The sequence below is a fragment of the Bradyrhizobium sp. C-145 genome (genome assembly GCF_023375135.1).
Classification (GTDB): domain Bacteria; phylum Pseudomonadota; class Alphaproteobacteria; order Rhizobiales; family Xanthobacteraceae; genus Bradyrhizobium; species Bradyrhizobium zhanjiangense.
The window spans coordinates 318,451-332,388 of the sequence record NZ_CP088150.1 but is presented as its reverse complement, the minus strand read 5'-3'; the positions used below and the strand labels follow the sequence as shown (position 1 = coordinate 332,388).

General features: G+C 63.2%; 13 protein-coding genes. 6 read left to right on the top strand and 7 right to left on the bottom strand.

Annotated features, from left to right (window positions below; genetic code table 11):
* Positions 1-427: 427 nt before the first annotated feature.
* The 5 genes from LRP30_RS01530 (at position 428) to LRP30_RS01510 (ending at position 5,920) form a co-directional block, all read left to right on the top strand.
* Positions 428-928 carry a (2Fe-2S)-binding protein gene (locus tag LRP30_RS01530; protein WP_249759120.1) on the top strand — a complete coding sequence of 167 codons (501 nt, stop codon included), beginning with the start codon at positions 428-430 and terminating at the stop codon, positions 926-928.
* Between the two features lie 82 nt (positions 929-1,010).
* A complete protein-coding gene (locus tag LRP30_RS01525; protein WP_249759119.1) occupies positions 1,011-3,353 on the top strand; it encodes a xanthine dehydrogenase family protein molybdopterin-binding subunit in 2,343 nt (780 codons plus the stop codon).
* Between the two features lie 15 nt (positions 3,354-3,368).
* On the top strand, positions 3,369-4,169 hold the full coding sequence (locus tag LRP30_RS01520) for a xanthine dehydrogenase family protein subunit M (protein ID WP_091896509.1): 801 nt from the start codon (positions 3,369-3,371) through the stop codon (positions 4,167-4,169).
* Positions 4,170-4,379: 210 nt separating this feature from the next.
* Positions 4,380-5,504 (top strand): CaiB/BaiF CoA-transferase family protein, encoded by a 1,125-nt coding sequence (locus LRP30_RS01515; protein WP_249759118.1) that lies wholly within the window; start codon positions 4,380-4,382, stop codon positions 5,502-5,504.
* Between the two features lie 104 nt (positions 5,505-5,608).
* Positions 5,609-5,920, top strand: a complete 312-nt coding sequence (locus LRP30_RS01510) for a DUF1272 domain-containing protein (protein WP_249759117.1) — start codon at positions 5,609-5,611, stop codon at positions 5,918-5,920.
* 69 nt (positions 5,921-5,989) lie between these two features.
* On the opposite strand, the gene fahA is transcribed toward LRP30_RS01510, so the two are convergent.
* The 5 genes from fahA to LRP30_RS01485 all read right to left on the bottom strand — a co-directional run bounded on the left by fahA (position 5,990) and on the right by LRP30_RS01485 (position 11,619).
* On the bottom strand, positions 5,990-7,264 hold the full coding sequence (gene fahA / locus LRP30_RS01505; RefSeq protein WP_249759116.1) for a fumarylacetoacetase: 1,275 nt from the start codon (positions 7,262-7,264) through the stop codon (positions 5,990-5,992).
* A gap of 178 nt (positions 7,265-7,442) precedes the next feature.
* Positions 7,443-8,789, bottom strand: a complete 1,347-nt coding sequence (gene hmgA, locus LRP30_RS01500; protein WP_249759115.1) for a homogentisate 1,2-dioxygenase — start codon at positions 8,787-8,789, stop codon at positions 7,443-7,445.
* Between the two features lie 2 nt (positions 8,790-8,791).
* On the bottom strand, positions 8,792-9,748 hold the full coding sequence (locus LRP30_RS01495; RefSeq protein WP_128930745.1) for an MBL fold metallo-hydrolase: 957 nt from the start codon (positions 9,746-9,748) through the stop codon (positions 8,792-8,794).
* Between the two features lie 24 nt (positions 9,749-9,772).
* The gene (locus LRP30_RS01490; protein ID WP_128930744.1) at positions 9,773-9,997 is read right to left on the bottom strand and encodes a DUF2783 domain-containing protein; all 225 of its coding nucleotides are present in this window, start codon (positions 9,995-9,997) and stop codon (positions 9,773-9,775) included.
* An 8-nt stretch (positions 9,998-10,005) separates the two neighbouring features.
* Positions 10,006-11,619 carry an FAD-dependent oxidoreductase gene (locus LRP30_RS01485; RefSeq protein ID WP_249759114.1) on the bottom strand — a complete coding sequence of 538 codons (1,614 nt, stop codon included), beginning with the start codon at positions 11,617-11,619 and terminating at the stop codon, positions 10,006-10,008.
* Positions 11,620-11,729: 110 nt separating this feature from the next.
* Between LRP30_RS01485 and LRP30_RS01480 the strand changes: the two genes are divergently transcribed.
* Positions 11,730-12,272, top strand: a complete 543-nt coding sequence (locus LRP30_RS01480; RefSeq protein ID WP_249759113.1) for a MarR family transcriptional regulator — start codon at positions 11,730-11,732, stop codon at positions 12,270-12,272.
* A gap of 112 nt (positions 12,273-12,384) precedes the next feature.
* On the opposite strand, the gene LRP30_RS01475 is transcribed toward LRP30_RS01480, so the two are convergent.
* On the bottom strand, positions 12,385-12,825 hold the full coding sequence (locus tag LRP30_RS01475) for a hypothetical protein (protein ID WP_249759112.1): 441 nt from the start codon (positions 12,823-12,825) through the stop codon (positions 12,385-12,387).
* Between the two features lie 189 nt (positions 12,826-13,014).
* A complete protein-coding gene (locus LRP30_RS01470) occupies positions 13,015-13,677 on the bottom strand; it encodes a phytochelatin synthase family protein (RefSeq protein ID WP_091896478.1) in 663 nt (220 codons plus the stop codon).
* Positions 13,678-13,938: the final 261 nt, after the last annotated feature.

The window sequence follows — 13,938 nt, the reverse complement described above, 5'->3', positions numbered from 1 at the left end:
CACAGCGACATCAGGCGCCCGGCGCACCCCAGGGCGCACCCGCAATAAAATCAATGGCTTAGCGTCCCACCGCCTACTACCAAGATCGCGATTGCAAAGCCGCGAGCGCGTGCTCCTATTCACACTAGGGAACAAGACATCCAAGGGAGAACAACGTGCGGGAGGGCTGAGCTCGCAGGCGAGCGACGGCGGTACGCGGCTTCGACGCGATGCGACGTTGTCCGCGGACGCGATGAGAACTTTCCGAACCTAGCTTGCGGTCGCGCCATGCGTTGGCGGCGGCGTGGCGCATCATGATCGAATCGCGCGCCGTGACGGCCGCCACGATGACCTTTCCATGACGCGAGGTCACCAAAATGCCAGTTGCAAAGTTCCGTTGCGCTGTTTCTAATTAGAACCAATCAAAATCATTCTGGGAGGACTTCACGTGTCTACAGTCAAACTGACGGTCAACGGCAAGGCCGTTGCTGTCGACGTCGAGGACCGCACGCTGCTGGTCCACCTCTTGCGCGATCACCTCAACCTCACTGGGACCCACGTCGGCTGCGACACCAGCCAGTGCGGCGCCTGCGTCGTGCACATGGACGGCCGCGCCGTGAAATCCTGCACCGTGCTGGCGGGACAGGCGGACGGCGCGAGCGTCACCACGATCGAAGGCATCGCCAAAGGCGATGAGCTGCATCCGATGCAGGCCGCTTTCCGCGACAATCACGGCCTGCAATGTGGCTATTGCACCCCGGGCATGATCATGTCGGCGATCGACATCGTGCAGCGCCATCAAGCTCAAGGATCTGGCGGCCAGCTCGACGAAGCCACCGTACGTCAAGAGCTCGAGGGCAATATCTGCCGCTGCACCGGCTACCACAACATCGTCAAGGCCGTGCTGGATGCGGCCGGTCGCATGAACGTTGCGCAGGCGGCCCAGTAAAGCGGCCGCCGCGAACAAGAAAACCACTGCCGCTTTCGATGGAAAGCGCGGGTCAACAAATTTCCGGTCGGGAGGACCAGACATGGGTGTTGAAGGCATCGGTGCGCGCGTCGTGCGCAAGGAAGACAAGCGTTTCATTACCGGCAAGGGCCGGTACGTCGACGACATCAAATTGCCGGGCATGACTCATGCCTATTTCATCAGAAGCCCACACGCGCATGCCAAGGTGAAGGGGATCGACTCCTCTGCCGCCTTGAAGATGCCGGGCGTGGTCGCGGTGCTCACGGGACAGCAACTCGTCGACGACAAGGTCGGTAACCTCATCTGCGGCTGGGCGATCACCTCCAAGGATGGCAGCCCGATGAAGATGGGCGCATGGCCGGCGATGGCGCCGGAGACGGTGCGGTTCGTTGGCCAGGCCGTCGCGGTCGTGATCGCCGAGAGCAAGAATCTCGCGCGCGACGCGGCGGAAGCTGTCGTCGTCGATTACGAGGAGCTTCCCGCGGTCGCCGACATGCACGCCGCGATCAAGGCCGGCGCGCCGCAGCTGCATCCCGAAGCCCCTGGCAACCAGGTCTATGACTGGGTGCTCGGCGACGAGGGTGCGGTCGATGCAGCCTTCTCGAAGGCCGCCAATGTGGTCAAGCTCGACGTCACCAACAACCGCCTCGCCCCGAACGCGATGGAGCCGCGCGCGGCGATCGCCGATTACGACGCGGCGGAGGAGCATTTCACGCTCTACACCACGTCGCAGAACCCGCACGTCGCCCGCCTCGTGCTGTCGGCGTTCTATAACATCGCGCCCGAGCACAAGCTGCGTGTGATCGCGCCCGACGTCGGCGGCGGCTTCGGCTCGAAGATCTTCATCTATCCCGAGGAGATGGTGGCGCTGTGGGCCTCCAAGAAGGTCGGTCGTCCCGTGAAGTGGACCGGCGACCGCACCGAGGCCTTCCTCACCGACGCGCATGGCCGCGACCATGTGACCCATGCCGAGATGGCCTTCGACGCCAACAACAAGATCACCGGGTTGAAGGTGAAGACCTACGCCAATTTCGGCGCCTACATGTCGCTGTTCTCGTCGTCGGTGCCGACCTATCTCTACGCGACGCTGCTGTCGGGCCAGTACAACATCCCGGCGATCCATGCCGAGGTGATCGGCGTCTACACCAACACCACGCCGGTCGACGCCTATCGCGGCGCCGGCCGACCCGAGGCCAGCTACCTGCTGGAGCGGCTGATGGAGACGGCGGCACGGCAGCTGAAGGTCGATCCGGCCCAGCTGCGCCGGACCAACTTCATCACCCAGTTCCCGCACCAGACGCCTGTGATCATGGCCTATGACACCGGCGACTTTAACGCCTCGCTCGATGCCGCGATGAAGGCGATCGACTATGCCGGCTTCCCTGCCCGCAAGGCACAAGCCAAATCACAAGGCAAGCTGCGCGGCATCGGCGTGTCCTGCTACATCGAGGCCTGCGGCATCGCGCCGTCAAAAGCCGTCGGCAGTCTGGGTGCCGGCGTCGGCCTGTGGGAATCGGCCGAGGTGCGCGTCAATCCGGTCGGGACCATCGAGATCCTCACGGGATCGCACAGCCACGGCCAGGGCCACGAGACCACGTTCTGCCAGCTCGTCGCCGACCGCCTGGGCGTTCCGATCAGCCAGGTCTCGATCGTCCATGGCGACACCGATAAGGTGCAGTTCGGCATGGGCACCTACGGCTCGCGCTCCGCAGCCGTCGGTCTTACCGCGATCCTGAAGGCGATGGAGAAGATGGAATCCAAGGCCAAGAAGATCGCTGCGCATGCGCTGGAGGCCTCGGAGGCCGACATCGTCATTGAGAACGGCGAGTTCAAGGTCACGGGCACCGACAAGGCGATCGCCTTCCCGATGGTCGCGCTCGCAGCCTACACCGCGCACAATCTGCCTGAGGGGATGGAGCCGGGCTTGAAGGAGAGCGCCTTCTACGACCCCACCAACTTCACCTTCCCGGCCGGCGCCTATATCTGCGAGCTCGAGGTCGATCCCGGCACCGGCAAGACATCCTTCGTCAACTTCGTCGCGGCCGACGATTTCGGCCGGCTGATCAACCCGATGATCGTCGAGGGACAGGTCCACGGCGGCCTCGCCCAAGGCATCGGGCAGGCGCTGCTCGAGCACGCGATCTACGATGCCAACGGCCAGCCGGTGACGGCCTCGTTCATGGATTACTCCATGCCGCGTGCCGACGATTTGCCCTCGTTCAACCTCTCCCACACCACGACGCTGTGCCCGGGCAATCCCCTGGGCATCAAGGGTTGCGGTGAGGCCGGCGCGATCGGCGCTTCTGCAGCCGTGATCAACGCGATCACGGATGCGATCGGCAAGAACAATCTGGAAATGCCCGCGACCCCCGACAGGGTGTGGCGCACGATCAACGCCGCTTAAGAGGGAGGAACGAAGATGTACCAGACCACCTATCATCGTGCTTCCTCGGTCGACGAAGCCGTGAGCCTGTTCGGCAAGAGCAGCGAGGCGAAATTCCTGGCCGGCGGACAAACCCTGCTGCCGGTCATGAAGCAGCGGCTCGCCAATCCGTCAGACGTCATCGACCTCGGCAAGATCAAGGACATGATCGGCGTCGAGGCCTCCGGCGACACGCTGACCATCAAAGCCGCCACGCCGCATCATGACGTCGCCACTAGCGATGCCGCGAAGAAGGCGATTCCGGCACTCGCCTATCTGGCGTCGCTGATCGGCGACCCCGCGGTGCGCTATCGCGGCACGATCGGTGGCTCGATCGCCAACAACGATCCCGCTGCCGACTATCCCGCCGCACTGCTCGCGCTCGGCGCCACCGTGAAGACCAACAAGCGGTCGATCTCGGCGGATGACTTCTTCAAGGGTCTGTTCACCACGGCGCTCGAAGATGGCGAGATCATCACTGCGGTGTCGTTCCCGGTTCCGGCGAAGGCGGGCTACGCCAAGATGCGGCATCCGGCCTCGCGCTTCGCGCTGACCGGCGTGTTCGTGGCGCAGACCAAGTCGGGCGAGGTGCGGGTGGCCGCCACCGGCGCCTCGCAGAACGGCGTGATGCGGGTGCCCGCCATCGAAGCCGCGTTGAAGGCGAACTGGTCGCCATCGGCGATCGACAGCGTCAATATTTCTGCGAGCGGATTGCTGGCTGACATCCATGGCACGGCCGAGTACCGCGCCAACCTCGTCAAAGTGATGGCACAGCGCGCTGTGACCGCTGCGGGCTGACAATCGCGCTTTAGCGCCTCGACACAAATTTTCCGCGGCGCGCACTTCGGTGCGCGCCGTTTTTATTTTGGCCATGCGGCATGAAAACCGCTTGCCTCGCTGGTGTGAAGGCGAGAAAAGTTAATCAGCCAATTAACTCGCCCCAAAGAGCAATGTCCGAGGCCGTTGCCGGATCACCGGCATCCGCCCGCGACCCGAGGAAACAACAACGTGCTCGATAAACCAGCCCAACAAAAATCAGATGGCTCCTCCGTCCGCGCCTCCGGCCCGCTGTCGGGCTTCCGCATCGTCGAATTCGCCGGCATCGGACCCGGCCCGTTCGCCTGCATGATGCTGGCCGACATGGGCGCCGACGTCGTCACGCTCGATCGCATCGGCGCCAGGAAGAGCATGAAGTCGGTGGCCGGCCGCGGCCGCAAGGTGATCGAGCTCGACCTCAAGGACAAGGCGGCGATCGCACAAGTGCTCGACCTGCTGGCCAGCGCCGATGCGCTGGTCGAAGGTTTTCGTCCCGGCGTGATGGAGCGGCTCGGGCTCGGGCCTGACGTGGTGCTCGCGCGCAACCCGAAGCTGGTCTACGGCCGCATGACCGGCTGGGGCCAGGAGGGCCCGCTTGCGAACGCCGCCGGCCACGACATCAATTACATCTCCATCACCGGTGCGCTCGCCGCGATCGGACCTAAGGAGACACCGGTGCCGCCGCTCAATCTGGTCGGCGATTTCGGCGGCGGCGCGCTCTATCTCGTCGTCGGCGTGCTTGCGGCGCTTCTCGAAGCGCAAAAATCTGGCAAGGGCCAGGTGGTCGATGCCGCCATGTGCGACGGCGCGGCGTCGTTGATGTCGTTCTTCTTCGACATGACCACGATGGGACGCTGGACCGAGGGGCGCAACCAGAACTTCCTCGACGGCGGCGCGCATTTCTACGGCGTCTACGAATGCGCCTGCGGCCATTTCGTCTCGATTGGGTCGATCGAGCCGCAATTCTACGCGCTGCTGCGCCAGCACGCGGGCCTGACCGACGCCGATTTCGACGCGCAGATGGACCGCAACGCCTGGCCGGCGCTGAAGGAGAAGCTGAAGGCGGTGTTCAAGAGCAAGACGCGCGAGGACTGGTGCAAGATCATGGAAGGCACCGACATCTGCTTCGCGCCAGTGCTGACCATGTCGGAGGCCACGCAACACCCGCACATGGTCGCCCGCAATGTCTTCGTCGAGCGTCACGGCGTGAAGCAGCCCGCGCCCGCGCCGAGATTCTCACGCACGCCTTCGGCCGTCCGCGAGCCGGAGGCGGCGGAGATCGCCAGGGTGACGGCGGCGTGGAAAGCGGAGCCCTAGCTGAGCAGGCAATCCCCTGGAGCCCGGCTGAATTCGAGGGAAATCCGGCATTCGCGCCGCGGGCGCGATCTGCGATGATCCCGGTCAATCCGGGAGATTCAACCATGGCCCTCCAGCTTCGACCGAACTGCGAATATTGCGACCGCGACCTGCCGCCGAACGCAACCGACGCGCGGATCTGCTCGTATGAATGCACGTTCTGTGCGGATTGCGTGGAGACGAAACTCTTCAACGTCTGCCCGAACTGCGGCGGCGGTTTTGCCCCGCGCTCGATCAGGCCCGCGCGGGAATGGCGGCCGGGCGTGTGCACGACCAAGCAGGTGCCGTCCGACAAGCGGGTGCATCTGAAGTACAGCCTGGACGACGTCGCGGCGCATTGCGCGCGGATACGCGAGGTGCCGCCGGAGAGGCGGTGAACTGCTGCCACACCGTCATTGCGAGGAGCCCTTGCGACGAAGCAATGACGGTGGCCGTGGCGGCGCGCGCTACTCCGCCGCCAGAATCGTCCCCTCGACCTCGCCGAACCCCACGCGATAGCCATTGCCCTGACACCAGCCGCGCATGACGAGGCTGTCGCCGTCTTCCAGGAACGACCGCTTGATGCCGCCGGGCAATTCGACCGGCTCGGTGCCATTCCAGCTGATCTCGAGCAGGCTGCCGCGCTGATCCTTTTCCGGGCCGGAGATGGTGCCGCTCCCCAGGAGATCGCCGACATTCATGGCGCACCCGCTGGAGGCGTGGTGCATGAGCTGCTGCACCGAGGACCAGTACATGTATTTGAAATTGGTGCGGCTGATGCTGGCGGGGGCGTTGGCGCCGGCGGCGCGCAAGGACACGTCGAGCGCAATATCGTAGTTCTGCGGCTTGCTCTGCTTGAGATAGTCGAGCGGCACCGGCGCCTGCTCCGGCCCCTTCAGCCGGAACGGCTCCAGCGCCTCGCGCGTCACCACCCACGGGCTGATCGAGGTCGCGAACGCTTTTGCCAGGAACGGGCCGAGCGGCACATATTCCCATTGCTGGATGTCGCGCGCGCTCCAATCGTTGAGCAGCACGAAACCGAAGATCATCTCCTCGGCTTGGCTCTCGCTCAGCATGCCGCCCATCGGCGATGGCTGGCCGATCACGATGCCCATCTCCAGCTCGAAATCGAGTCGCTTGCACGGAGCGAAGTTCGGCACCTCCACGTTCGGCGGCTTCAGCTGCCCGCGCGGCCGCTTCACCTTGGTGCCCGACACCACGACGGTGGAGGCGCGGCCGTTATAGGCGATCGGCATATGCAGCCAGTTCGGCTGCAGCGCATTGTCCTTGCCGCGGAACATCACGCCGACATTGGTGGCGTGCTCCTTCGACGAATAGAAATCGGTGTAGCCTGAGACGGTGAAGGGCAGATGCAGTTTTGCATCGCGCATCTGCACCAGCGCGCGGCTGCGCAGCTCCTCGTTGTCGCGCAGTTCCGGATGATCGTGACGCAGGAGCTCGCTGATCCGCGCCCGCGTCTTGGTCCAGACTTTTGGTCCGAGCGCCATGAAGGGATTGAGCGAGGCCCCGGAGAACACACCGAGCGGACCGACGTCGAGCCGCGAGTCCTGCTCGAGCTCCCAGAGATCGAGCACGTAATTGCCGATCGCAACACCGATCCGTGGCGTTGGATTGCCCGCAGTCGAGAACACGCCATAGGGCAGGTTCTGGATCGGAAAGTCGGAAGCGGGATCGACGTCGATGAAGGAGCGGAGGCTGGGGTCGTTGGGGTGGGTTGTCACGTTCGGCTCGATTCTTTCTTCCTTCTCCCCTTGTGGGAGAAGGTGGCGCGAAGCGCCGGATGAGGGGTTCTATCCGCGTATCCGAATGTGAGAGGCTCACTCGCGGAGACAGACCCCTCACCCGTCTCGCCGCCATGCGGCGAGCCACCATCTCCCACAAGGGGAGAGGGCAAGAAAGCTATGGCCTGTTCGGATCGAACCGCTTCTCCAGGCCCTTCCAGCACTCAGCATAGTCGTCTTGCAGCGTCGACGACTTCGCCGCATGCGCGGTGACGCGCTGCGGGTAGCGGGTCTCGAACATGAAGGCCATGGTGCCGGTCAGCTTCACGGGCTTCAGTTCGCCATTGCTGGCATGCTCAAACGCATCGCGATCCGGGCCGTGCGGCAGCATGCAATTGTGCAGGCTGATGCCGCCGGGGACGAAGCCTTGCGGCTTGGCATCGTAGACGCCGTAGATCAGGCCCATGAACTCGCTCATGATGTTCATGTGATACCAGGGCGGGCGGAAGGTGTTGTCGGCGACCATCCAGCGCTCGGGGAAGACCACGAAGTCGATATTCGCGGTTCCCGCCGTCTCCGAGGGCGAGGTCAGCACCGTGAAGATCGAGGGATCGGGATGGTCGAAGCTGATCGCGCCGACCGGCGAGAACGTGCGCAGATCGTACTTATAGGGCGCGTAATTGCCGTGCCAGGCGACGACGTCGATCGGCGAATGCGGCAACGTGGTATTGAACAGCGAGCCGCCCCATTTCACGTAGAGCTCGGTCGGCGTGTCCTTGTCCTCGTAATACGCGACCGGCGTCAGGAAGTCGCGCGCATTGGCGAGGCAATTGGCGCCGATCGGCCCGCGTTCCGGCAGCGTGAAGGCGCCGCCGTAGTTCTCGCAGAGATAGCCGCGCGCCGGACCGTTCGGGATTTCGACGCGGAACTTGACGCCGCGCGGGATCACCACGATCTCGCCGGGCTCGGCGTCGATGCGGCCGAACTCGGTGACGAGACGCAAGACGCCCTGCTGAAGCACGAACATCAGCTCGCCGTCGGCATTGTAGAAATGCTGGTCCACCATCGACTTGGTGATGAGGTAGACATGCGCCGCCATGCCGGCCTGCGTGTTGACGTCGCCGGCGGTCGTCATGGTCTGCACGCCCTGGAGGAAGGTCACCTCCTCCTTCGGGATCGGCGTCGGATCCCAGCGCAGCTGCGCGATCGGCAGATCGTATTCGTGGCACGGTGCCGAGCGCCACAGCCCGGCATCGATCTTCTCGAAGCGGCCGGAATGCTTCACCGACGGGCGGATGCGATAGAGCCAGGAGCGCTCATTGGTGCCGCGCGGCGCGGTGAAGGGCGAGCCCGAGAGCTGCTCGGCATAGAGGCCATAGGCACAGCGCTGCGGCGAGTTGCGCCCGATCGGCAGCGCGCCCGGCAGCGCCTCGGTCTCAAAACTGTTGCCGAAGCCGGACATATAGCCCGGCGTCACCTGTGCGGAACTGCGAACGATCTGATCGGGCGAGGTGCTGATGTTCATGACTATCCTCCTCCTTGCAGGGCAGACCACATCTCCTGGTCGCGCTTGTCGGTCCAGATCACGGGGTCGTCGATCCCCGACGCTTCGTCGAAGGCGCGTGACACGTTGAACGGCAGGCAGTGCTCGTAGATGGCAAAACTCGAGAATTTCGGATCCATCACCTCGCGCGTCGCCGCCATCGTCTCCTTCAAGGTGCGGCCCTTGGCGACGGAGATTTCGGCCGCGCCATAGAGTGTGGAGACGAAATCGCGCGTCATCGCGATGGCCTCACGCCCGGTGGCGAGACCCTTCAGGGCATCGCCGCGGCCCGGCGCGATGGCCTTGGGATTGAAGTTGCGAATCTCGTTCAGCGTCAGCGGCCATTCGCGCAAATGCGCGTCGCCGCAATAACAGGCCGAGTGATATTCGATGAGATCGCCGGAGAACATCACCTCGGCATCCGGCACCCAGGCGACGATGTCGCCGGAGGTGTGGCCCGCCCCTAACTGCATCAGGCGCACCTCGCGCTTTCCCAGATAGATCGACATCTCGCCTTCGAAGGTCAGCGTCGGCCAGGTCAGGCCGGGGATGCTCTGCGCGTCCTGGAACAGGCGCGGGAAGCGGCCGTATTCGGAATCCCAATCCTGCTTGCCGCGCTCTTCGATCAGCCGATAGGTCTCCTGCGAGGCGACGATACCCTGCGCCTTGTAGGCGGATGCGCCCAGCACGCGCACCGCATGATAATGCGACAGCACGACATATTTGATCGGCTTGTCGGTGACGGCGCGCACGCGCTCGATCACCTTGTTCGCCATCGCCGGCGTTGCCTGTGCATCGAACACGAGGCAACCGTCGTCGCCGACAATGACGGCCGTGTTCGGATCGCCCTCGGCGGTGAAGGCATAGAGATCGGTGCCGATCTCGGAGAAGGTGATCTTCTTCTCGGAGAGATCGCCCGTGGATGCGAAGTTCTTCGCCATCAATTCGTCCTTCAAGTCATTGGGTTATTGTTGTTGCTGTTGTTGCTGCTGGCCGTCGATCATGCGCCGCTTGGCAAGGCCGATCGCCTCGCGCAGCACGTCGATGTCGCCGATATGGTTGGCGAGGATCAGCACCAGCGCCGCGTCGAAATCGGCGCTCTGCTCCTCGGTGAGGCCGCGATGCGCCTCGACGATGGCGCGAAAGGCATCGTCGGGACGCGCGAAGTTGGAGTTGGTGGAGAGCGGCATGCGAAACCTCAATACAAACCTTCGGCCCGCGCCAGCGCCGCCGCGATCGTCGCGCGCGTCGGGTGGCGGAAGCGCGCCGCGACATAACCGTCGGGCCTCAGCAGATAGGCGGCACCCGGCTCGGCGCCGTAGCGCTTTGCGACCAGGTCCGAGGGATCGGCAAGTCCGCCTTCATCTCCAATGCAGATGCCCTTGAGGCCATCGGGCACATCGATCGGCGCGCCATTGCTGAACGACAGCAAGGTGAAGTCCGTTCCACCCTCGCGGAAGGCATCCGTCAGATAGATCTGCTCGCCGGCACGCGTTGCGACGGGCGCGTCGAGCATGGAACAGCCGGGCGACGGTCCGCCGCGCCACGTATCCGCATCGAGCGAGGACAGCGGCGAGTCGTAGCTGCACGGCACCGACAGCCGGCCGGCATTGACCATGCGCTTGCCGAACTCGGTCTCCTTGGCGAGCGACAGCACCGCCTTGCGCAGCCGCGCTTCCTGGTGCGAGTTCGGTGCCATGAAATCGGTCGAGCGGGTGGATTCGCGGATGTTCTCGTCGGCCGCCATGCTGCGCTCGGCATGGTAGCTCTCGAGCAGGCTCGCGGGCGAAGTCCCGCGCAGCACGCGATCGAGCTTCCAGGAGAGGTTTTCGGCGTCCTCCAGTCCCGAGTTGGCGCCGCGCGCACCGAACGGCGAGACCTGGTGCGCGGAATCGCCGGCAAAAATCACGCGGCCATGGATGAAGCGGTCCATCCGCCGGCATTGGAATTTGTACAGCGAGATCCACTCGAACTCGAACTTGTCATGGCCAAGCATGCGCGCGATGCGCGGCTGGACGTTTTCCGGCTTCTTCTCGAGAACCGGATCGGCGTAGCGATTGAGCTGGAGATCGATGCGCCAGACGTCATCGGGCTGCCGGTGCAGCAGCGCCGAACGTCCGGCATGGAACGGCGGATCGAACCAGAACCAGCGTTCGGTCGGGAATTCTGCGGTCATCTTGACGTCGGCGATCAGGAACTGGTCCTCGAACACCTGTCCCGCGAACTCGGCGCCGACCATCTGTCGCAGCGAGGACCGCGCGCCGTCGCAGGCGATGACATATTGCGCGTGCAGCCGATAGGCTCCCTCCGGCGTTTCGATCGTCAGCGCGACCGAATCATTGCGCTGCTCCAGCGCCGTCACCTTGTTGCGCCAGCGCAGGTCGATCGCAGGCAGATCCTGAATGCGATCGACCAGATAGGCTTCGGCGTAATATTGCTGGAGGTTGATGAAGGCCGGCCGCTTGTGGCCGTCCTCGGGCAGCAGGTTGAACTGGTAGAGCTGCGACTCGCCGTGAAAGATGCGGCCGACGCTCCACACCACGCCCTTCTCGACCATGCGGTCGCCGACGCCGAGGCGGTCCCAATATTCCAGCGAACGCTTCGAGAAGCAGATCGCGCGCGAGCCTTCGCCGATACGGTCGGCATCGTCCAAAAGCACGACGCGCTGGCCACGCTGGGCAAGATCGATCGCGAGCGACAACCCCACCGGGCCCGCGCCGACGACCACGACCGGATGCGCGGCCGGGTCTTGGCCCAGACGATCCTGATCGGGGTGGCGGCGATAGCCGAACTGGGATTTGGCCTGCGCCATGCGCTAACCTTTCGCTCTGGTCAGGAGAGGACTGATCTGCTAGATAGTCTCACGTGCAACTATTTTGGACCGGAGCCGGCCGGCCGTCAACTGAATTCGGAGCGCTTTCCTTGGCGAGGACATCCAGCGACATCACGCTGAAGACACGGCAAGCCGACGAGACTTCGCCGCGGCCAAAACCTCGGCTCGACCTGTTCAAGTTCGTGCCGTTCCGCCTCAACCGGCTCGCGGCGGAGGTGAGTTCCGCGCTCGCGGTGGAATATCAGGAGCGGCATGGCCTCGACATTCCGGCATGGCGCGTGATCGCCACGCTCGGCTTCCGCAATGATGCCTGCAGCGCGCAATTCATCTCGCAATGCACCCGCACGCACAAATCGACCATCAGCCGGGCGGTGACGACGCTGCTGCACCAGGGATTGATCGAGCGGGTCGAGAACGAAGCCGACCGCCGCGAATTCCGCCTGCAACTGACGAAGAAGGGCCGCGCGCTCTATGAGGAGCTGTTTCCGCAATTGCTGCGGCGGGAAGACGAGATCCTCGCCTGCCTCTCCGCGCAGGAGCGCAAGCAGCTCTCGGCCCTGCTCGGTAAGATCGAGCAGAGCCTCGACCTGATCCAGACCAGCGAAGAGGCGGACGCCAAGCAGGCGTATTAGGGTGGGCAGCTATAAAGTGGAAATCGACGAAACATAGGCCGAGGTCTGCTACGGGCCAAAGGCGACATTCCCTGCTTGGCCTGATATGAAAGAGGCCGCTACGTGGCATCGGTCAAAATTGAAACGGACTGACCGAAACGGAAATCTTGCCGTCTGCGGTTAGTTCCACCTCGAAGTCCACCTCCTTTTGCGCTGTCACATCCTCAACGGTCGCAGACAATAACGCGGTACAGGTAACTGCTCGCTTGGCTTTGCTTCTTGAATTTGTGCTTATCGCATCATCCAACCTATAAGCGGCACCTTGTCTCGCCTTTTCCCAAATCGCTAGTTTTTCGGCCTCTGTGGTCGCATGACTTATCATCGCCGCAACCGCGCTCGAGTTCATAACGGCGTAGTTGACAAGCGCGTTGTTGCTGTCGCCCGAAACGATCTTAATCACTGTATTACGCGCATCCAAAGAATTACACTCGGGCATCGTTCCGGCACAACCGCCCAGCAAAAGTAAAACAGGGAGAGGCGCTAAAACCGACTGTCCTTCCAGAAAATGCTTCATCGGAATCCGGACCACATCAGACAGCCGACGTCGTGACGGCTGCAGTGCTGTTCGACTCAGGGCCACGAGCAGACCCGTCGCAAGGCAGCCGCTCGCAGCCTTGTTTTATTCGATCGCCTGGTCACCTCCACCGCCTCGCTCGCCTTCTTCAGCCCAGGGCTGTACGTCACAGGCCGCAGGGATTTGCAATTACTCGATCAGCAGCAGCCCGCGCTTCTTATCGCCATCGTACGTATTCACAGCTGCGAACAGCCGCTTTCGCTCGACTAGCCATGGCTGGTAATTGGAATTGACGTCGAGCACGAAAACTAGATCTTCGGCTTCCAGATAGCCGCCAATGGGCGAATGATGTCCAACACCAGCACCAAAAATTTGCGCGCGATTGAAATTCACGATGTAGCGTCGGCCAGGATCGTTGGAGCGACGCAAATGTTCCAGAAACTGGCCCTCGCTGAGATTACGCAAGACCGTGACTTTGCGGCTCGTGTTGGTCCGCGCCACCTCGGCCAGTTCGTCGAGCGTGAGACCCAGGATGCATAAGCCCGTCCAGCACCGCCCGGTGCCGGCCAACACCTTACCCTCCGTGCTTGCCGTCTCGCCGAGCGACCTATACGCATTCGCAACAGCTGCAGGTCCGCAACGAGAGCTATTTGATTGCCAGTTCACGTTCCCATGGAATGTGGCGGCCACTGGCAGGTGCCACGCGCGTTCCATAAGCTCCGGTGTACGTGTTACCGAGGATGCAATGGCTTCTGTCGGCACGCGTGACTGGCCGACGACAAGGGCCCCGGCACCCAGCAGGCCCGCAGTGACAACCATGCAGATAATGCTGACTGAGCGCCACCGCTTCATGGGTCTGAACCTGGCAGCAGTCCGACTGGAGGCTGGCCAGATTATATCCTTAAGCTAATTGGCGGAAGCGACCCCAAGTAAACGTCCGTTGAAGGTCATTCTCATCGATTTGGCCGCGTCGCCACCACGTCCGGTCTGGCGTCAGCTGCTGACGTCCGGGCGCTATCGCGATCTTCGCCGTCGGGTCAAACAAGAGCTCAACGAGAGCAATTCGCGTCCGCTAGACCCTGCGAAGCAGAACTCTAAAAGGCTATCCCCAGT

Excerpts from the sequence above, each read along its gene's own strand:
- LRP30_RS01520 (WP_091896509.1), top strand. The coding sequence starts at position 3,369 with ATGTACCAGACCACCTATCATCGTGCTTCCTCGGTCGACGAAGCCGTG.
- LRP30_RS01495 (WP_128930745.1), bottom strand. The coding sequence starts at position 9,748 with ATGGCGAAGAACTTCGCATCCACGGGCGATCTCTCCGAGAAGAAGATC.
- LRP30_RS01475 (WP_249759112.1), bottom strand. The coding sequence starts at position 12,825 with ATGAAGCATTTTCTGGAAGGACAGTCGGTTTTAGCGCCTCTCCCTGTT.
- LRP30_RS01510 (WP_249759117.1), top strand. The coding sequence starts at position 5,609 with ATGGCCCTCCAGCTTCGACCGAACTGCGAATATTGCGACCGCGACCTG.
- LRP30_RS01485 (WP_249759114.1), bottom strand. The coding sequence starts at position 11,619 with ATGGCGCAGGCCAAATCCCAGTTCGGCTATCGCCGCCACCCCGATCAG.
- hmgA (WP_249759115.1), bottom strand. The coding sequence starts at position 8,789 with ATGAACATCAGCACCTCGCCCGATCAGATCGTTCGCAGTTCCGCACAG.
- LRP30_RS01470 (WP_091896478.1), bottom strand. The coding sequence starts at position 13,677 with ATGAAGCGGTGGCGCTCAGTCAGCATTATCTGCATGGTTGTCACTGCG.
- LRP30_RS01525 (WP_249759119.1), top strand. The coding sequence starts at position 1,011 with ATGGGTGTTGAAGGCATCGGTGCGCGCGTCGTGCGCAAGGAAGACAAG.
- LRP30_RS01490 (WP_128930744.1), bottom strand. The coding sequence starts at position 9,997 with ATGCCGCTCTCCACCAACTCCAACTTCGCGCGTCCCGACGATGCCTTT.